Source organism: Salinivibrio sp. PR5 (assembly GCF_001996085.1).
Taxonomy (GTDB): Bacteria; Pseudomonadota; Gammaproteobacteria; order Enterobacterales; family Vibrionaceae; genus Salinivibrio; species Salinivibrio proteolyticus.
Genome location: NZ_MUFK01000024.1, coordinates 13625 through 33431, shown reverse-complemented (window position 1 = coordinate 33431; position 19807 = coordinate 13625). Strand labels below are relative to the sequence as shown.

The window sequence follows — 19807 nt, the reverse complement described above, 5'->3', positions numbered from 1 at the left end:
TATTGGGCTGGATAAAGCCTCAGCCGATCTGGGTGAATGCCTGTGTTATTGAGATATATTCAATGGTTGGGCCTAGTCACTTGGGATCATTAGACCGGTCATGCGTTTTAGGCCTAGTGTCGGTAATACCGCCTGAATACTCGATAGTGAACCTACGATATTCCCGCCCTCTAAGTGAGAGCATGTACTTAACCAGGTTTCACGTGAGATGTTCAGCTGTGTGAGTAGCTGTGGTCTCGGGAGTGAATTGGCGTTCTGGTCCTGAGCGCACGTCCATTCTACCAGAGCCAAATAGTCCATAAGGCGAAAAGGGATACCGTCGGGCATCGGCTTTCTCGGGTTCCCGGCGAAGGGGAATAAGCCGGCTGGGGTCGCTTTATTTTGCTCGAGTGATTCAACGCGCTTTTTAATCGATGTGTAATTGGCATGCTTAGGCTGCTTGGTGATACCTGCTCGCACTGGGTTCAAATCGACATAGGCCATCGCCGCAGCGAGTGCTTTTTCATCTAATATGGCTTGGCTTTTAAAGCGTCCCTCCCAAAAATGCCCTGAACATTGATCCTCTCGGTTCGCTAGCGTCGAAATATATTGATTGAGCAGCTTCATAAACCAGCTGACAGACATCAAACGTTCGCGCCAGTTCTCAATGATGCGAAAACACGCTTTTCGCTCTGAGTGAGAGAGCGATTCACCCTCATAAAAACGTTGGATAAGCGCAGGCGCTTGATGAAAGGCCAGCCAGCGCTCAACAACTTCGATATTGGTTAGAGACTGAGCCGCTTTGGCGTTGATATGCAAAACAACGTGATAGTGATTGCTCATAATGGCATAAGCACAGATATCGATACAAAATGCTTTGGCGAGTGTAAGTAAACGTGTTTCTACCCATGTGCGACGATGCTCATAGCTTTTTTGTGACTGCGCATCATAGCCGCACAAAAACGAGCGGCGCACACAACGTGAGACACAATGGTAATAGGGGGTGGCGGCTAAATTTATTTGCGATGCGCGAGCTTTGGTCATCGTCGGTCCCTCTTAGCATCTAGGTATGAGTAAAATATACTGTATAAACAAACAGTCTTCATTTTTATGAATTGGATTTTCGTGACAGTGCAAGAAATGGTGTAACTACGAGAGTTGTTACTTGCTTAACATGTCAGTGCTTAACATGTCTGTCCCAAGAAGTACTCGAGAACGCTGAGTAGCGATGGCGTAGCGTCGTAACAGGGACACTAGCGTAACAGGGACACTCACTACAGAGTGCCTGTCCTGATAGAGGAAAAGGTTCGAGCGTTGGAGAAAAACGACGAGGATAGTCATCAAGAGGTGACTGTCCTCGCTAGAAATCAACTGTCCTCGCTAGAAATCAATTATGGATGCGTAAAGGTGCGTAAAGGTGTCTGTCCTCGCAGGAAATAAAAAGTGCCTGTCCCTATAAGAAGAAGTTAGGCAGGGGTGCCGCTGTGAAAGCGGAATTGGCTGTCGGGTGCTTGGATGAGTTCGGCTTCGCGTTCGCCGATGGTTTGAATGCGGTCGCGAATGTCTTCGCCGGCGATAGTTTCTGCAAGTGTCAGGTAATCTTGATAATGGCGTGCTTCCGAGCGCAGTAGCGAGATGTAGAACTTTTGCAGTTCATCATCAAGGTGTGGGGCGACTTTAGCAAAGCGCTCGCAGGAGCGTGCTTCAATGTAGGCGCCAATAATCAGTTTATCGACCAAGGTTGCCGGCTCGTGAGTGCGTGCCGCGCGCATTAATCCTTTGGCGTAGCGGCCTGCTTCTAACGGTTGATAAGGAATGCCGCGTGCGTCCATGATCTCAATCACTTGCTCAAAGTGATGAAACTCTTCTTTGATTAAGCGGACCATTTTATCAATCAAGGCTTGGCCGTGGGCAAAGCCCGCTTTAGGGGTTAAAGGTGCGCTGAGACCGTTTTTTCGCGCGTGGAAGATCCCATCGCGAACGCCGCGATAAACAAAGTCTTCATAGGGTTTGGCCCATGCCAGCAGTTGCTCGCCACTCGCCGCGTCGACCGCATACTTACGGATCAACCACATCGCGGTTTGGCTGGCTTTTAATTCGCAGTTTGCGTGATCGCGCAAAAGAATCGATTGGTTGTCAGGCTGGATGGCCGCGTCAATCCAACTGTCGGGGGTTTGACAGTGCAGAAAACCATGAATAGGGGTGAGTAGGGTATTAATTTCTTGGCGTAGCATGCCGGAAACACTCTCAGACTGACAACAATGGCTGGGCATTATAAACAGAAGGGATGCGAGCGCAAAGAGCTGGCAGCGCAGGAGGCGCTGCCAGGTGGGCGAATTCGGCCTACTTGTTCGATGCCCAAGGGGAACGGTATTGAATACCGAACTTGTCTAAACGCGGTAACTGCGCTTTGAGTCTGGCTAGATAATCGAGCCAGTCACGGCGCTCACTGTGGCTCCAAGCCGCTTCCGCAATGGCGGTAAGCCTTGGAAATACCATGTAATCGAGCCTGTCCTGATTGGTGATCAGTTCACTCCAGAGTGCACATTGCACGCCTAGTATGTGCTCACGGGCGGGGTCGTCACTGGCGAGGCTTGCCAGCGGCTCATATTGGTAGGCTTTTTCTAATGGCGTGACGCCCGCCCAGTCGAGCCCTGGTTCGGTAGCAGCATAATCTTGCACCATATCGAGATAGGTCGCTTGACCGGGGGTTAAAATCACATCAAAACCATGCTGCGCACAGTGCAATGCGGCCTCTTCGCTTTGCCATGAATAGATCACGGTGTTTTTGCTGACTTTATCGCCGTGCTGCACTTCTTCCCAGCCAACCATACGTTTGCCCAAGGCGCGTAGCTTTTGCTCAGCGTAGGTCAGTATCTGTCCCTGTAGCGAAGCGGTCGTTTCTCCGTTCATGCGTCTGTCCCGATAAATTGGGCTATCGGTCCATACCCCGTCAGGGACTTCATCGGCACCAATATGAACCCATGAGGCAGGGAAAAGCTCGGCGACTTCACTTAGTACTGTATCTAAAAATCGATACGTGCCATCAAGGGCTGGCGATAATACGTTATCGGTGTAGTGTTGTACGCTGCGGTAAGTAGAGCGGTCGTCGGCATCGTGTAGCCAATCAGGCAGCGCTTTGATGGCTGCGCGACAGTGGCCGGGAATATCAATTTCTGGAATGACGGTAATACCGCGGGCCGCGGCGTATTCAATCACGTCACGCACCTCTTCTTGGCGATAATAACCTTCGTGACGCTCTGCAATATGACTGAATTGCGGAGCAAGGCGGGTATTGGGGCCGCGTTGACTCCCATAGCGCGTCAATTCAGGCAGGGCTTTAATCTCCAGTCGCCAGCCTTCATCGTCGGTTAAATGCCAGTGAAAGGTATTGAACTTAAAGTAGGCCAACTGGTTAATCAGTCGCTTTACCGTGTCCACCGAATGAAAATGGCGCGCGCAATCGAGCATCATCCCTCGGTAAGCAAAGCGTGGTGCATCGCTGATTTTGATTGCCGGTATTCGAAGCTGTGTGTCATGCTCTTGGCAAAGTTGTAATAGCGATGCGCAGCCGTGAATAAACCCTCGCTCAGCACAGGCTTGGATGACTGCGCCTTGGTCGGTGACGGTAAGCTGATAGGCCTCATCACGGTGTGCGATATCTCGAAGTGCGGAGTCGGGTAACGGCCGTAAGATAATGGCATGATCGCCAGTTACCGCATCTTGGTAGCGTGGGTCGAGTGCAATATCGGCTTGCGGGTACATACGAACCCATTCGTTACTTAACCACTGCGCGGCGGGCAGGGCCTGTGGATCCACTGCGATTAATGGTGTTGTGGGTGAAAGCGTAAAGTACCCTGGCTGGTGGCGCACTGATTTGGGCACCGGAATAATGGCGTGCTCGGCGGGATGAACATCTGGAATCGTTGATCGTGTGGTGTGGGTGTGCGCCAAGTTAATGGGGGTGAGCATCACTGAATATTGCTCGCCATTGGCATAGATCAGCGCATCTTTAAAGCCGGCACAAAGGAACCGCAATGGCGGCGTGTGGGCATCAAACTCGATGTATAAGCTTTGATTGGCATTGAGTGTTTGATGCGCCGGTGTAATGACGCAATAGCTGCCAACTTGCTCAATACTGCCTTGTGACAGGGTATTGGGGTTGATGAAGCGATCAAATAATACCGCAATGGACAGCGCTTCCAGCGAACGGTCGGTAAGATTATGCAAGGTTAACCCCATTCGGCTGCGCGGTGGGGTGTCATTGGGATACTCGTTGATCACACTAAGATCGAGGCGGTAAGTCATCAAGCGTTCTCCTTGTTCGAGTGGCCGGTGCCAACCAGTGCTTGCGCACTGATGGCGAGCATAAACCAGCTTGCATGTGGCAACCACTGCTCGCCCCATCGCCAGTTTTGCGCCATATCATCGCAATATGGCGCGGGGTTGAAGGCAATCTGTGTTTCATCCTCCATCCCTGCGGTAATGCCATTGCAGATCCCTCCTTTGGCATTAAAAAATCCCAAGAGCGGTAGGTAATCTGGGTTGTTGTGACCATGTCCATCGAGCATGCAGATATCAAATGGGTTTAAACCGAGGATCCAATTAAGCGCCCGTTGGCTAAAGGTGTGGAGGGCCGCATTTAGCGCATCGTCTTGAATATGGCGCGTAGCGTGACACGCAAAGGTTGCCAGCGACCCCAAGCGTGCATTCTCGCCTTGCCACCAATAGCCGGTTTCATTGTGGTGAGGAATAAAGTGACGTACCTGTTTGACGCCATCGACGGGTTTGACGTACTGACGCGGATACGCGAATGGATTATCAGCGGTTTGTGTTAGGTTGAGCTCAAACTGGCAGGCGTGTTCCAGTGCTGTTTGTGCGATGGCCCGATGGCTGGGATCGGTTTCCACATCGAGGTAGCGAACCAATGCCAAGCCGGGTAGACCGGCATCGGCGGCATGGTAAAACGGGCGGCCGCCATCAGTATTTGCTGACCAATAATACTGACAGGTTTCATCACTGCACTGCCGTGCTATCAGCTTTTTCATCCAGCCTCGAGCCTCGCTCAAGAAGGGACAGTCACCGTTCGCACTAATGTGTCTGTCCCCAGAACCTAAAGGTGCCTGTCCCGTTAAATAAGCGTGACTGTCCCCGGTAGATTGCTCCTCGATAGACTGCCGAGTGGCGTGATGCAACTCACATGCGGCGAGAAGGGCGCAGGTTTCGTCAATAATGTTGGGCTCACCGTCATCAAGGTAATGATGGTTATGTTCAACCAAATGCCAGTAGCCGCGAATGGCGGCGTCTAAATAGCGTGCTTGTTGGTCTGGATCCGCGCAAAGCGGGGATCGGCTTGCGGCGGCAAGGGCAGCAATCGCCATGCCGCCGCCTTGACGAAAACCGGCTTGGTAAGCCTCACTCATCACTCCATCTTGCGTCGCGTAAGCGCAAAGAGTGCGGCGCTCCGGATCTTTCGACCATTGATCAAACACCGTCATATAAAAAAAGCTACTGGGGTGTTGCATACGGAGAAGAAAATCAGCGCCGTGTTTCGCTTCATCGGCTAAGCGTGTGCGCATAAACGCGGGGAGCGTGTCCGAGCTAAATTGGCTGGTAAGATCGGCCAGTCCCCAAGCCAATAGCGGGATTTGTTGCGGATTAAAGTAATTGGCGTAGGAAAGGTGGCTCAGGTATTTGCTCACATCGCCAGAGGCATCGTACCAACCACCGGATACATCCACGCGTTCATCAGAGCCGAATACCTTGGCGTGCTGATCCGCGTGTTCATAGATGCCACTACACCGCTGCGATTTAAAATAATGCAGCAGATCGGAAAACGTGGTGTGAAACAGACAATCGTCAAGGATCTCAAACGGATGCGAATATACCGGAGTGTCTGTTAACAGCACTAGTTGATAGCGTCCGCGATGTGCAAAGGCAGAGAAATCGAGGGTATAAGCCGTGCCCATCTGCCAGTTGCTTAACTGTGTGCCTTGGTGTAACTCAAACTGCGCCACCACGTTATCGAGTGGTGCTGTGTCTGTCCCCGTAAAATTTTGCGCGCCTTCTGCGGCTTCATTAAAGTGCCTGTCCCCAGAAGAGGAGGCAGCTTTGTCCGCCGAACTGAATGTGCCTGTCCCCTTAAGAGGAGGCAGGGAAATCAGTGCCACGGGCGTGCCGGTGAGGCGGTCGCTGTCACTGACGATCACCGCGTATTTGTCACCGTGTAACGAGTAGCCAATGTGATTGGTCAGCACTTGCATTATGGTATCCTTATTGGTCGCTATTGCTCGTACAAATAGCAGCGCACATAGTGGTTGTCCGCGAGCTTGGTGACGCCGGGCAACTGCTCAGTGCATTTGGCTGTCGCATGTGGGCAGCGGCCAGCAAAAGGGCAGCCGACCGAATCCGGCGTCCACAGGGGGATCTCACCCTTGTTGCCCTTTAGTTTTTCGTGAATAGATTTGCTCGGGTCGGGCACGGCCGAGACCAACAGCTGGGTGTAAGGATGCTGAGGGCGATGAATAATCTCTTCGGTGTCTCCCCATTCGACCATATGGCCGACGTACATCACTGCCAAGTCTTCAGCAATGTAACGCGCGGTGGCGATATCATGGGTGATGTAGAGCAGCGACATTTGCTTCTCCACTTTCATTTCTTCCATCAGATTAAGTACACCGGCACGAATCGACACATCCAGCATCGAAGTTGGTTCATCGGCGAGTACCACTTCCGCGCCCACGGCGATGTTCCGCGCCAAGTTAATCCTCTGACGCTGGCCGCCCGACAGCTGGTGGGGGAATTTCTCCGCCGTTTCTTTGGCAGGGGTCAGCCCCACTTGCTCGAGCAGCTCGAACACCCGCTCTTTCAACTGAGCTTTGTCGCGCTTGGCGACTTTTTTGTGGATCAATAATGGGCGCGCAATATGGTGAAACACATTATGGGTGGGGTTGAGCGAGCCAAAAGGGTCTTGCCAGACCATTTGCAGGCCTTCGCGATAGCGCATCAGCTCATCACGTTTTTTAATGGTGGTGATATCGCGGCCGCGATATTCAATGCAGCCATCGGTCGGGGCATACATTTTGGCAATCATTTTCGCGGTGGTGGATTTGCCCGAGCCTGATTCCCCCACCACGGCAAGTCCACGGCCTTTGTACATTTTGAACGAGACATCATTGATCGCTCGCATCATGGGTTGTTTAAGGGCATGGCTGTTAATCGGGAAATCTTTCACCACGTTTTTCCCTTCAACCAGCAGTTCTCCAAAACCTGTACTCATCACTGACTTCCTCACATTGGCGCGTTATTAGAGTTTTTGTTGGGCGATGGGCTCACCGTATAGATGGCAGTTGGAATACCGGCCCGGTTCGATTTGGCGCAGCGCCGTTTTCATGGTTCGACACCGCTCATGCACCTGAGCACAGCGCGCTTGAAAGCGGCAGCCGGTCGGGATTTCGAGCAAGTTGAGCGGATTGCCTGGGATCCCCGTGAGCTGGCGCTTAGGTCCGGTGAGTGAGGGGAATGAGCTGCCCAGTCCTTCGGTGTAAGGGTGGTAGGGGTTGTTGAGCACCTGTTTGGACGGTGCGACTTCAATCAGCTCACCGGAATACATGATCCCAATCCGGTCGGAGAACTCCACCATGAGCGATAAGTCATGGGTGATAAACAGAATCGAAAAGCCAAACTCTTCTTTTAACGCGTAGATTTTTTGCAAGATCTCGCGCTGCACTACCACATCTAATGCCGTAGTGGGCTCATCCATGATGATCATTTTCGGGTTTAATGCCAGCGCAATGGCAATTACCAAGCGCTGACGCATCCCGCCCGAAAACTGGTGCGGATAATCGGTCAGGCGGCTAGGGTGAATATCGACAATTTCCAGCAAGCCTTGAGCCCGTTTGACCGCTTGTTTGCGGGTCAGGTTGGTGTGGCGCATCAACACATCGCAAAACTGTTCCTCGAGCGTCAGCACTGGATTAAGGGCATTCATGGCGCTTTGAAACACCATCGACATCTCCCGCCAGCGAAAGTCGCGCATCCGAGCGTCGCTGTAATCGAGGATATTCTCGCCGTTAAAGATGACTTCGCCGCCGGTGATAAATGCAGGTGGCTTATGCAGACGCATCAGCGAAAAGGCAACGGTGGATTTACCGCATCCCGATTCGCCAGCCAGACCGAATACTTCACCGGGGGCAATGTCAAAACTGACGTGATCGCAGGCTCGGACATCGCCGGCATCGGTAATGTAGTCCACGCACAGGTCACGGATTGAGATAAGTGGGGTGCGACTCATGATTTATCTCCACTGATCAGCATGTGTTCGGCAACGGGATTCTCGTCGCGGGCTTTCTTTTCTTGTTGGCTGAGTTTTTTCCAGCGCTTCATCCCTTTTTGCGCTCGTAATTGCGGGTTGGCAATTTCATCCACGGCGAAGTTGAGTAACGCAAGCCCCGTCACCAGTAAAGTCAGCGCAATACAAGGCGCGAGTAGCTCCCACCACGCACCGATTAACATGGATGAAGAGGTTTGCACGTTGTAGAGCATGATCCCCCAGCTGATGGTGTTGGGATCGCCAAGGCCTAGAAAGGAGATAATCGACTCCATGGCAATGGCATACATTACCGAGCCAATAAAGCTGGCGCCGACAATCGGCACCAAGTTAGGCAAGATCTCGACAAAGGTGATACGAAAGCGCGACTCACCCAGCACTTCGGCAGCTTTCACGAACTCTTTTTCGCGCAGGGCAAGGGTTTGTGAGCGAACCACCCGTGCGCCCCACGCCCACGAGGTGCAGCCAATAATGATGGCGATCGTCAGCGGTCCGGCTTCGCCGATAAATGCGGCGAGCACGAACAAGAGTGGGTATTGCGGGATCACCAACATAATGTTCATCGCGGCGGTGAGTACATCGTCAACCCAACCGCCTAAATAGCCGGCGGTAATACCAATTAAGGTGGCGAGCACACACACGGTGATACCGGCCCCAAAACCCACCGCTAACGAAACACGGGCGCCATGTACTAACTGCGACCAGACATCACGACCCATACGGGTGGTACCAAGGACATGGTCGGCCTTTTTCGACATCAGTAGGGTGCGACGATCATCCGCTAAGTGTGTGGCGATCCAGCCGTCTGGATTGGCTTGCGCCGCTTTGACGATAACGCTGGGGTATTCATGCGGATTACCGGTGCGTTTATCTGGCGCATGCTGGGTTAATAAAGGCGCGAAGACCGCCATTAATATAAATAGGCCAACAATGATGGAGCCTGCGCGGGCAATTTTATTGCGTACGATAAGGGTGAGGAGATCTTTCATATTATTTGCCTCCTTTGCGCAGGCGTGGGTCAAGGACCACGTACAGCATGTCAGCAATTAAGTTAAACGAGAGCATAAACAAGGTCATAATCAGTAGCTGGCCTTGCAGGACTTGGTAGTCACGCGCGTTGATCGCATTCAAAAGCACTGAGCCAAGACCGGGGTAGTTAAAAATGATCTCCACAATCAGTTGGCCCCCGATGGCAATACCCAGCGACATCGATAGCGCAGTGACACTGGGCAAGAGCGCGTTCCGGGCGGCGTAGTTAAACACCACGCGGTTTTCGCTTAACCCTTTGCCGCGGGCCATGGTGATGTAGTCTTCCGCAAGCAGGTTAATCATGTTGTTACGCATGTTGACCAAAAAGCCGCCGACTTGAATGATGGAGGCACAAAAAAGCGGGAGTACGGCGTGATAGGCCACATCTTTAATAAAAGCCCAGCTGGTCCAGTCAGGGGTGACGCCCGGCGTGTAGGCGTATCCGGTAGGAAACCATTTCAGGCCAATGGCGAAAATAAACAGCGCTAACATCGCGATAACCACTTGAGGCACCGCTTGGATGATTAGCATTCCTGGGGTGATCACAGCATCGTATTTTCCGCCGCGCTTCCAAGCGGCAAAAATCCCCAAAATCGAGCCCAGCGAGAAGGACAGCAGCACTGCACTGCCGGCAAGAAACAGCGACCAGCCAAAGGCTTTGCCGAGGAGCTCGTTTACTGACAACGGATAAAACTGGATGGAGGTGCCTAAATCCCAGCTCAACACGTTTTTCATGTAGGTGAAATACTGCATATAGAGGGGGCCATCGACAAAGCCCAGCAGTTGTTTCATTGCCTCAATCCGCTCTGGAGTGACTTGCACCGAGGCGTTGGCAAACATCATGGTGACAGGATCACCGGGCATGGCACGAGGAATAATAAAATTGAGTGTTGCTGCCACTAAAAGGGCAATCATGTAAAAAGTTAGCCGTCGGAAAAAATAACCCATAACCCACACCTTACACAGCGAAGTGGTGATGTTCGTGGCGTGAACACCGTGGAAAAGCGGGCGCGCAAGGCGCCCGATAGTGGTTACTGAACGGGCTTAAGGTCCAGTACATGGAGAAGACGCTCAGGAATACCGGCCCAGATAGAGGGTCGACCTTTCGGGTTGTCTTCGTTCCACCAACCGGTGAAGCGGGTTGTGTTGTATTGATACATTTGAGCGCCAGAAAGCACCGGAATAGTGACCTGATCCTTGGCAATAATCGCTTGGATTTGGTGGGCAATTTCCAGTTGCTCAGCTTTATCCGCGGTTTTGTAGAAGCTGTCTAACAGCTTGTCGAGCTCGGCATTTTGGTAATAATGCATCGCGAACCGCGGCATGCCGTCCCCTTTCTGTAAATTGGAGTTATATGCGCTATTCCAATAGGTGTAAGGGTCCGCACCGTGGAAGTAGTTGGTGTAGGCGACGTCGTAGTCGGCTTCGAGCATCGCTTGGTTATACACCGAGAAATCAGGTGTACGCGCTTTGGCTTTGATGCCGGCCTCGGCAAGTTGCTCAACCGCAAGCTGAACGGTGTTGTTGAAGTCGGTCCAGCCATTGGGAGATTGGATCTCGAGCTCAAACGACTTACCTGATGGCGTTTCCACAAAGCCATCGCCGTCTTGATCTTTAAAGCCGGCTTTCGCAAGCAGTGCTTTGGCGCCGTCTAGATCGTACGTATTGTATTGGCGATATTTTTCATGCACCGCTTCGTCGGACCAAGACTCAAAGGCATAACCTAAGCCAGACGCAAAGTCGTTCACTGTACCACCGCCATAAAACGCGATATCAATGATGGTTTGACGGTCAAGCGCCATCGAAAATGCACGACGGAAGTCGACATTGGTCAGCGCTTCACGCTTGGCAGGGTCTGGGTCATTAAAATTGACCATAAAGGCTTGGGTGCCAGCGGCAGGGTACCAATAGTGATGATTAGGATTGGCCGCGGCATAAGTGCGGTCAATGTCAGGAATGAACGAGGAGGTCCAGTCCATTTCGCCACTGATCACTTTACTTAAGAACTGGTCGTTATTGGCGATTTGCGGCACGCGCAGACAGTCGACATCAAGGTTGTCGTTATCCCAATAATAGGGGTTACGACATTGAATATAGAGCTGAGAGGTGAAGGTATCGATAGTGGTGAAGGGGCCAGAGCCTACTGGGTTTTCATTGGTATAAGATGCTGGGTCTTCGATGTTTTTCCAAACGTGCTCTGGCACCACTGGCACTTTGACGATCTCGTACGGTACGTTGGAATTGGCCTCGGTGAGTTCAAAGCGGACGGTATAGTCGTCGACTTTTTTCACATCATCAATCCATTTATTAATCCCAGATTGGTCGAGCTCAGGATGGTTTTTAACCAAATCAAATGAATACACCACATCGTCGGCAGTGTAGGCTTCGCCGTCTGACCATTTCACCCCTTTGCGTAGGGTAAAGGTGACACTTTTCAGATCATCCGCCATTTCATAGCCACTCGCGATACGAAAGACAGGTTGGTTGCCTTTCATTTCGTTAAACACCACTAAGGGCTCATAGACGAAGTCAGTGGTGGTGTGCAAATAGGTGGCGCCAAGGAAAGGGTTGAAGTTACGGACAAAGGTATTGAATTCTTTCGGGTGGATAGTGAGCTCACTGCGCTCGGCGGCACTGACGCCAGCACTTGCGCTCAGCGCACCGATAATTGCAGAGGCAAGTAGGGTCTTGCTGGCAAATCTAATGTTACTCGAAAACATAGCCATTCCTTACTGTTGCTTTCAGTTCACGTGATGGATAGTGAGCTCGTTGCTTACAACCTTCGCGAGCTCAAGCTTGCCGATTCACCGGCATCTAGTTGTCTGTTGTCTGGTCATCGTATGCATCAGCAATCGATAACACAGCGGCCAGTGAACCTCTTCAAATAAGCATGCCGATAGAACGCCTCGCAACGTCATTAATCGTTAAAATCGTAAAAAAACACTTTCATGACGTTAAAACCGTTAAAATCGATCGGGATAAATTGAAGATGTATTCTGACTCGCTTTCTCTTCTGAGATAAAAACCAGAAACCGAACCAGATTATACCAATAAATATCAATGACTTATTTGTTACCTTCTCAGGGGTGACAGATATCACATGCTTCTTAGGGCTTATTTTTAATCAAGAATTTAATCTTGCCGTTTTGTTGTGATACTCCCCACAATCCTGATTTTTAGCCCCAACTATCGCTCAGACTTGGACTGATATCGGCATCAAAGACCCCGTTTATTTGCGTGAATTATTATCGCGTAGGTTGGTGGATTCTTGTTGGGACAGGCACTTTAGATTTATGGGGACAGACACTTTTGTTGCTTTTGTTGGAGTGCTTAATGGGACTGCTTAATAGGACAGGTACTTTAAATGTATAGAGTCTGAATATTTAAAGTGTCTATTTAAAGTGTCTGTCCCTATTGGGAAGATAAGAGTGTCTGTCTTGATTAATTGCTTATTGGGTAAGGAAAGAGAAAAATGCCTGTCCTCAATAGGAGAGGCACGTTGGGGGGAAGGTGGTACGGGGTGTGTTAGTCTTCGAGCAGCAGCTGACGCAGCTGTCGGTAGTAGGTTTCTAACTGGGTACGATCGGTATTGTGTTTGTCACAGTGGTCAAGAATATAGCGAATAGAGCTGAGTACTGTGCGCCACCTTGGTGTTTTGGGTAAGGTTTCCAGCAGTAAGTACTTATCCAATGTGCGGGTTTGTAGGCTACTGCGGTCGAGGTAGACCCGCCAAAGCCCGCTTTGTTCGGCAAAATCGAACTTACTTTTGCCCGTCGTTTTTTCCCAATATTCGAGTCCAGCCACCATCGCATCGACAATGAGTTGTCGGCGTGCTTGCGCTTTATCCTCTTGCTGGCTCTGGGCTTGGCTCACTAAGGCTTCAAACTCACCGCCCATGGCTTTTAATTTATCCAGTTGGCGCGCATCACCACGGAATGCATAGCCAGACAAAGCCTCAATCGCACTTTCTAAACTTTGGATCCGCGCTAGCGAGACGGGCGTATCAGTGTTCATCACATATAAGGTGGTTATCTCAGAAGCCGCCGGGAAACGCAAAATCATGCCTTCTAGATCACGATGCTGGTCGCCGATATAAACAGTCAACTTACCTTGATAGCGCTCGAGCTGTTGGCTCTCATCCGGCTCATGGATCAGGGCATGACTATGCATACGCTTGAGATTGGCATCTTGCTGTTGAAATAACGCAGCGGCAGACGCATTGGCAAAGCGGATTTGACCATCGCTGCCTGCCCCGATAATCGCTTCAGGGGCGAGGGATAATTGTGAAATCAGCCATGACTGGGTTTCGAGTAGACTCGCCTGTCGCTCTGCACTTTGCGCTAATGCGGCTTCCAATCGCTGATTTTCTTGCTGACGTCGCTCGGCATCACAGGCGGCAAGGTGCGTGGCAATACGAGCGGCAAGTTCTTGCTTATTGAACGGTTTACTCAAATAGTCATTAGCACCCACGTTAAAACCATGAATGCGATCATCAGGTTGATTAAGCGCAGTGAGCATGATGATGGGAAGCGCCCCATGATGATACTGCTGGCGTAATCGTTCACAAACTTCAAAGCCACTTATCCCGGGCATGAGTATATCGAGCAATACCAGCGCAGGACGTTCTTTTTCGACCTGTTGTAGCGCCGTTTCGCCATCGCTAGCGGTAATAACCTGATAACCCTCCATTTGCAAAAAGCTGGTTAATACTTGTTGATTGGTGGGTTCGTCATCAACCACCAAGATCAGTAAGCCATCATCGCAAGTGGCGGTGGTTGCGTTCGTCTTATTCTCGACGTCCTGTGGGGTAAAGGGTTGCCAGAGGGGAGAAGGCTGTTCGTCATTGGGTAAATGAGCAACCGGTTCGTCAGGCGCTTCGATCGCGGGTAGGGTAAAACTAAATGTGGTACCGATTTGTGGCTGACTGCTTACATAAAGCTGACCGCCCATAAGCTCAATCAGCTGACGTGTGATCGATAAGCCCAGCCCGGCACCATGCTGATAGTGGTAGTGATCGCTGACCGCTTGAGTGAGTGGCTCAAAGATCACGTTCAGTTGTTCGGGCGGGATCCCTTGCCCGGTATCGACTAACTGAATGCGAACCCTGTCATCAATTTTTTCCGCACTCAGCACTATCTTACCGGCATCAGTAAACTTCACTGCATTACCAATCAGGTTATACATCACTTGCTCAAGGCGCTGGGTATCGGCACAGACCCACAAAGAGGACGAGGGGAGCTGATTGATGATACGGATTGGCTTATCTTTTTTGAGATGTTCAGCTAAAGAAAGGACAAGACGCGCTAGGCTGGTGATATCGACCGCTTCGTTTTCAAGCGAGAGCTGACCATAACGCATTTTATGATAATCGAGCAGATCATCGACTAATTTCGCCAACCGTTGGCCGCTGTTAACAATGATCGAAAGTTGATACTGATGATCACGACTAATTGGACCATTCGCACCAGCGATCAAGGCGTCGGCAATCCCAATCATGCCATGCAAAGGCGTGCGTAATTCATGCGAGGTGGTAGCCAGAAATTCGTCTTTGAGCTTGTTAGCCAGCTGCAACTCTTGGTTTTGCTCTTGAATCGTGGCCAAGCTTTGTTCAAGTGTTTGATTTTGCTGGTGGATAAGCTGAAGCTTTTCACGGATAGCGCGCCGCATACGAGAAAAGCTGACCGCCAACCGCCCAATTTCATCATGCCGACGCGTATGGTGAATCTTGGTATCCAGATCCCCCGCACTCACTTTCTCTGCGGCCCATGTCAGCTGCAACAAAGGACGAGTAATAAAATTCGACATACTGTTCGATGCGACCAACACGGCAAAGCCGGCCAACAGCATCGCTACGACGAACAGTTGTTCGAGTTGGCGAACTCTCGCAAAGGCAATGTCGATAGGCACTTCGGCGACAAGCGCCCAATGCAAGCCATGGGTTGAGATAGGTGCAAAGGCCGCCAGCATGGTGTCGCCGGACGCATTGTCATAGCGTTCAACCCCTGTGTGATTATCCAGTGCCTTTTCAATCACTGCTAGGCTGTCGGCGATCGTCTCTGGGTTAGATGAATGGCCGCGCACTTGCAGATCGTCTCCGACTAACAAGGTTTGAATGTCGGATGAAGAGGAAGGGGTCATTAACGCGGTCAGCGCGTGATTGGGAAGCCGAAACAAGGCATAACTGTGCAGGTAGCCTTGCTGAATAATGGGGGCGCCGAGCCATGCATAGGCGTTGCCATCCGGATCTTGGGCAAAGTCTGACATTACGACATTAGGGTGAGGATCGCGCTTACCTTTTACCTGCCTATCTTGGCGCTTTAGCGCGGCAAAGGTGTGACCCAGTTTGGTATCTTGGTAAGGGCCCGTCAATAAGTTGGTCCCATAGTTCGAATGCTTTTTGACTGAATAGGTGACATTACCTTGTTTATCGACGAGTAGCAGATCGTCAAAGTCTGCACGTGCCAATAGTGCCAAATAGGCGCGATGATAACGTTTGTGCAGTAAGCGGTAGCGCTCTACACCGGGGTAGTTCGGCGAACCTTTGCTGACGGGCGTTTTTATCGCGTGACCTGAACCGGGATGGTAGCGAGTTTGTGCATACTGCCGGGCGGAATCCATGTCAGGACCTAGGCTACGGAAGGCGTTGACCAAGCCATAAAAGTGACCACCACTGGCATAGGCAAGCTCTGATGCGACGAACCCTAACACTTCAGATTCTTTAGCATCAAAGTAATCACGCACTTGTTGTTGCTTGCTGTCGCGTACAGAAAGTAGGTGTGCGGTGCTTTGCTCTTGCAAATCCTTGCTGTGAGCATTAAGGAAAAAAAGTGCCACGAGAATCAGAGGCAATAAACTCAGCAGGAGAAAAGCCAACATCAAGGTGTGATGAAGGCGCTTAAACGGGGGAGCGATAAACAGCTTTCTCATGATCAACAGCCTTGTCCTTAAAGCAGCTATTTAATGATTCTGTCTGCAACGCTAAACAGGCAGAAGGAATGCTACACAGTGACGTTACTTCCTTTTTTTGCTTTGACAAGCAAGTTGGTCGAGAAGCGTGTGGATCGGCGCATTTTTATCACTTTTCCCGATAGTTAATGGTTTTATTGAAAAAAAAGCCCCAGCGCTGCTGGGGCTTTCTCATCACGTTTAAGCGTTAGTATCGATTTAATACTGAGGCTTGGTTGCCGGTGCTTGAGCCGCGGCTCGCGCTTCTGCGCTGCCAGCCGCTTTCGCGTTGGCATTGGGCACTTTAAAGGCGGCGATGCGCACTGGCGAATGATCAACCACTTGGTTTGGCGCAGGCGCTTTCATCATTGGTGATGTTGCGCGACGATAACGAATGGTTGATTGAGGCGCTGTGATAACCGCTTCACGCTCAATCACTTTCTCCGTCACCAAGGCCACATTTGGATCGTGTTCTGGCGTGGTCGCTGGTGCCGGTGATGCGGCTACCGATGGCGTAGCCTCAACCACAGGGGCAGTTGGCACTGGCTCAACGGCTGGCTTCTTCTCTGGCGTTGGCGTTGCGGCGACACTCGGTGTGCGCATCACAATCACTTTACCCATCGCCATTTCAGGACGTGCAACTCCGCTTGCAATCACAGATGCGGCTTGGCGTTTGTCTTGGCGACGACGGTCCTGTTTTACTTTGATAGGTTGCTCGGCCGACCAGACTTTACCCATCGCCATTTCTGGCGAGGCCATGCCGGTGGTGAGTGGCATCGGGCTTTTCACCATTGGACGGCGACGACGACGTTGGCCGCTGGCACGCAGGTGACGAGGAGAACGACGATTGCGGCGCTTCTCTTCACGTGCAGGCTTGTCTTGCTGACTTTGGCCGTTGTCTGTTTGTTGCTGTTTGGCTTGCTGCGCCACATCGGCACCGACTTGTTGGAGATCTTTTCCTTTTGCCGGTTCTTGTGGTTGTGCAGATGCGGTTACAGCATCGGGCTGGTCTTTGTTGACACGCACGCTGCGGTTTAGCTTACGGCGTTGGCGACGTTGTTTCACCTTCTCCGTTTTTTCTGCCTTGTTATCCGCGTTATTGTCCGCTTTCTCAGGCTGTTTCTTCGCCGTTTCTACCTTGTCAGCTTGGGCTGACTTTGGCTTCTCGTTACGGTTTTTCTTGCCTTTACGGTTATTGTCGCGACGCTCATCTTGCGACTTGTTACTACGGCGTGGCTTGTTGTTACGGTTGCGATCTTGCGCGTTATCATCTTGCTCGTCTTTTTGTGGCGCGGCCTGATTTTGACGAGGTTTATTGCGTCCACTTTGATCGCGTTTGCTACGTTGTTGACGCGTCGACGAACCCGATTGGCGGTTGCTCGATGGCGTACTCGCTTGACTTGGCGTTGCCTCAGACGTGTTGTCACTTGCAAACAGGCCAGACAAGAACTTACCCAGCTTGGCCAACAGGCTTGGCTGTTTAGGTGCTGTCTCGGTAGCGGGCTTTGCGGTTGGCGCTGGTGAGCTTGGCGCGGCAAATCCTTGTAAAACAGGTTCTTCACGCTTTTTCGCCGGACGCGCTTGTTGTGGTTCTTCGCGCGTTTCCGCTTCTTTTAGCGACTCAAGCTGGCTTGGCAGATGGTACGACAAGCTTGCCATTTCTTCGCCGCCACGGATGCGCACCACATCGAAGTGTGGGGTTTGCAGATCTGCGTTTGGCACCACAACCACTTTGACATTGTGGTACTTCTCAATATGTTGTACCGACCGACGCTTTTCGTTAAGCAGGTAAGAGGCGACAGGCACAGGGACAATACCCAGAACTTGCGCTGTGTTCTCCTTCATGGCTTCTTCTTCCATGAGACGCAGAATCGACAAAGAAAGCGATTCGTTGTCACGGATAACACCCGTCCCTTTACAGCGTGGACAAATATGGTGGCTGGCTTCGGCGAGAGACGGGCTCAAGCGTTGGCGTGACATTTCCAATAGACCAAAGCGTGAGATACGGCCAATTTGCACCCGTGCACGGTCCATGCGAACCGAATCACGTAGTTTGTTCTCCACTTCACGTTGGTGGCGTACTGGCGTCATATCGATGAAATCGATAACCACCAAACCGCCCAAATCACGTAAGCGAAGCTGGCGAGCAATTTCTTCCGCGGCTTCTAGGTTGGTTTGTAGCGCTGTTTCTTCAATGTCACTGCCTTTGGTGGCTCGTGCCGAGTTGATGTCGATAGACGTCAAGGCTTCGGTCGGGTCAATGACAATAGAGCCGCCTGACGGGAGACGAACTTCGCGTTGGAAGGCCGACTCAATCTGGCTTTCAATTTGGTAGTGGCTGAACAGCGGCACTTCGCCTTCATAGAGTTTGATACGGCTGACAAAGTCTGGACGTATTAACTGGATGTGTTCTTGCGCACGTTTGAAGACTTTTTCGCTGTCGATCAAGATCTCACCAATATCGCGACGTAAGTAGTCACGAATTGCACGTGCAATCACGTTACTTTCTTGATGGATCAGGAAAGGGGCAGGGTTGGATGATGCCGCTTCTTTAACCGCTTGCCAGTGGTTGAGTAGCACTTTCAAGTCCCACTCTAACTCTTCGGCCGATTTACCGACACCAGCGGTACGTACAATCAGGCCCATACCTTGCGGTAATTCAAGACCTGACATGGCCTCTTTAAGCTGGTTACGTTCTTCGCCTTCGATACGACGCGAAATGCCACCGGCGCGCGGGTTATTTGGCATCAAGACCAAATAGCTACCTGCTAGAGAGACAAAGGTCGTCAGTGCTGCGCCTTTGTTACCGCGTTCTTCTTTGTCCACTTGGACAATCACTTCCTGACCTTCTTTCACCACATCTTTGATGTTAGGACGGCCTTGATAGGTATAACCGGAAGGAAAGTATTCGCGGGCGATTTCTTTTAGCGGGAGGAAACCGTGTCGTTCAGCGCCGTAATCAACAAATGCCGCTTCCAGGCTAGGTTCAATACGGGTGATACGTCCTTTGTAGATGTTAGCTTTTTTCGATTCATGGCCAGGGCTTTCGATATCAAGATCGTACAGCCGTTGACCGTCAACCAATGCGACGCGCAACTCTTCCTTTTGAGTTGCGTTAATCAACATTCTTTTCATCAGATTGTTCTCATTTATTTATCGTTGTTATTAGCGGTTGATGACGAGAGCAGTCGCCAATGTTGCCTGACCCCAAGTCTGATATGGTGCAACCTCTCGGCTGGAGAAAATCAGGGGTGCGCTCGGGCAAATTTTTATCGGCCAGCTGCGACGGTTATTGTGGCTCACCGGATTATGCAGTTGGCGTCCGCCGTGTTTAAACTCATGGCGGATATCTCTGACACTGGCAAACAGCCATCGTGTCAACACACTAACGGGTGCTTTTGGCTTACGTCTTACGCCGAGTGCTGCGTAAAGCACGAAAAGCATTCGAAATTATGGATATTTTAACAGGCAAGCCCGTCATGTCGCCGAAAAGTGATTCCCTTTTCTGACTAACGCCGCAACTAT

11 protein-coding genes are annotated in these 19807 nt (G+C 51.2%); all 11 read right to left on the bottom strand.

The window, feature by feature from the left end; genetic code table 11:
• Window positions 1–72: 72 nt before the first annotated feature.
• The 11 genes from BZG82_RS09855 to rne all read right to left on the bottom strand — a co-directional run bounded on the left by BZG82_RS09855 (window position 73) and on the right by rne (window position 19417).
• Window positions 73–1023: a transposase gene (locus BZG82_RS09855; protein ID WP_077765740.1), complete on the bottom strand. Its 951-nt coding sequence runs from the start codon at window positions 1021–1023 to the stop codon at window positions 73–75.
• 422 nt (window positions 1024–1445) lie between these two features.
• On the bottom strand, window positions 1446–2213 hold the full coding sequence (gene miaE / locus BZG82_RS09850; RefSeq protein WP_198532200.1) for a tRNA isopentenyl-2-thiomethyl-A-37 hydroxylase MiaE: 768 nt from the start codon (window positions 2211–2213) through the stop codon (window positions 1446–1448).
• Between the two features lie 109 nt (window positions 2214–2322).
• Window positions 2323–4287 carry a beta-N-acetylhexosaminidase gene (locus BZG82_RS09845; protein ID WP_077765738.1) on the bottom strand — a complete coding sequence of 655 codons (1965 nt, stop codon included), beginning with the start codon at window positions 4285–4287 and terminating at the stop codon, window positions 2323–2325.
• Window positions 4287–6242, bottom strand: coding sequence for a glycoside hydrolase family 9 protein (locus tag BZG82_RS09840; protein WP_241837365.1), 1956 nt, complete (start codon window positions 6240–6242; stop codon window positions 4287–4289). The genes BZG82_RS09845 and BZG82_RS09840 overlap by 1 nt, the downstream gene beginning before the upstream one ends.
• A 20-nt stretch (window positions 6243–6262) precedes the next feature.
• Window positions 6263–7258: an ABC transporter ATP-binding protein gene (locus tag BZG82_RS09835; protein ID WP_077662119.1), complete on the bottom strand. Its 996-nt coding sequence runs from the start codon at window positions 7256–7258 to the stop codon at window positions 6263–6265.
• A gap of 27 nt (window positions 7259–7285) precedes the next feature.
• A complete protein-coding gene (locus BZG82_RS09830) occupies window positions 7286–8272 on the bottom strand; it encodes an ABC transporter ATP-binding protein (RefSeq protein ID WP_077765737.1) in 987 nt (328 codons plus the stop codon).
• Window positions 8269–9297 (bottom strand): ABC transporter permease, encoded by a 1029-nt coding sequence (locus BZG82_RS09825; RefSeq protein WP_077765736.1) that lies wholly within the window; start codon window positions 9295–9297, stop codon window positions 8269–8271. The genes BZG82_RS09830 and BZG82_RS09825 overlap by 4 nt, the downstream gene beginning before the upstream one ends.
• 1 nt (window position 9298) lies before the next feature.
• A complete protein-coding gene (locus BZG82_RS09820; RefSeq protein ID WP_077579530.1) occupies window positions 9299–10285 on the bottom strand; it encodes an ABC transporter permease in 987 nt (328 codons plus the stop codon).
• An 83-nt stretch (window positions 10286–10368) separates the two neighbouring features.
• A complete protein-coding gene (locus BZG82_RS09815; protein WP_077765735.1) occupies window positions 10369–12057 on the bottom strand; it encodes an ABC transporter substrate-binding protein in 1689 nt (562 codons plus the stop codon).
• Between the two features lie 805 nt (window positions 12058–12862).
• Window positions 12863–16264: a response regulator gene (locus BZG82_RS09810; protein WP_077765734.1), complete on the bottom strand. Its 3402-nt coding sequence runs from the start codon at window positions 16262–16264 to the stop codon at window positions 12863–12865.
• Between the two features lie 237 nt (window positions 16265–16501).
• The gene (gene rne / locus BZG82_RS09805) at window positions 16502–19417 is read right to left on the bottom strand and encodes a ribonuclease E (RefSeq protein WP_198928547.1); all 2916 of its coding nucleotides are present in this window, start codon (window positions 19415–19417) and stop codon (window positions 16502–16504) included.
• Window positions 19418–19807: the final 390 nt, after the last annotated feature.

Bases quoted from the DNA above. Each gene is read 5' to 3' on its own strand.
- BZG82_RS09825 (WP_077765736.1), bottom strand. From the start codon at position 9,297: ATGAAAGATCTCCTCACCCTTATCGTACGCAATAAAATTGCCCGCGCA.
- BZG82_RS09855 (WP_077765740.1), bottom strand. From the start codon at position 1,023: ATGACCAAAGCTCGCGCATCGCAAATAAATTTAGCCGCCACCCCCTAT.
- rne (WP_198928547.1), bottom strand. From the start codon at position 19,417: ATGAAAAGAATGTTGATTAACGCAACTCAAAAGGAAGAGTTGCGCGTC.
- BZG82_RS09835 (WP_077662119.1), bottom strand. From the start codon at position 7,258: ATGAGTACAGGTTTTGGAGAACTGCTGGTTGAAGGGAAAAACGTGGTG.
- BZG82_RS09815 (WP_077765735.1), bottom strand. From the start codon at position 12,057: ATGTTTTCGAGTAACATTAGATTTGCCAGCAAGACCCTACTTGCCTCT.
- BZG82_RS09830 (WP_077765737.1), bottom strand. From the start codon at position 8,272: ATGAGTCGCACCCCACTTATCTCAATCCGTGACCTGTGCGTGGACTAC.
- BZG82_RS09845 (WP_077765738.1), bottom strand. From the start codon at position 4,287: ATGACTTACCGCCTCGATCTTAGTGTGATCAACGAGTATCCCAATGAC.
- miaE (WP_198532200.1), bottom strand. From the start codon at position 2,213: ATGCTACGCCAAGAAATTAATACCCTACTCACCCCTATTCATGGTTTT.
- BZG82_RS09840 (WP_241837365.1), bottom strand. From the start codon at position 6,242: ATGCAAGTGCTGACCAATCACATTGGCTACTCGTTACACGGTGACAAA.
- BZG82_RS09810 (WP_077765734.1), bottom strand. From the start codon at position 16,264: ATGAGAAAGCTGTTTATCGCTCCCCCGTTTAAGCGCCTTCATCACACC.
- BZG82_RS09820 (WP_077579530.1), bottom strand. From the start codon at position 10,285: ATGGGTTATTTTTTCCGACGGCTAACTTTTTACATGATTGCCCTTTTA.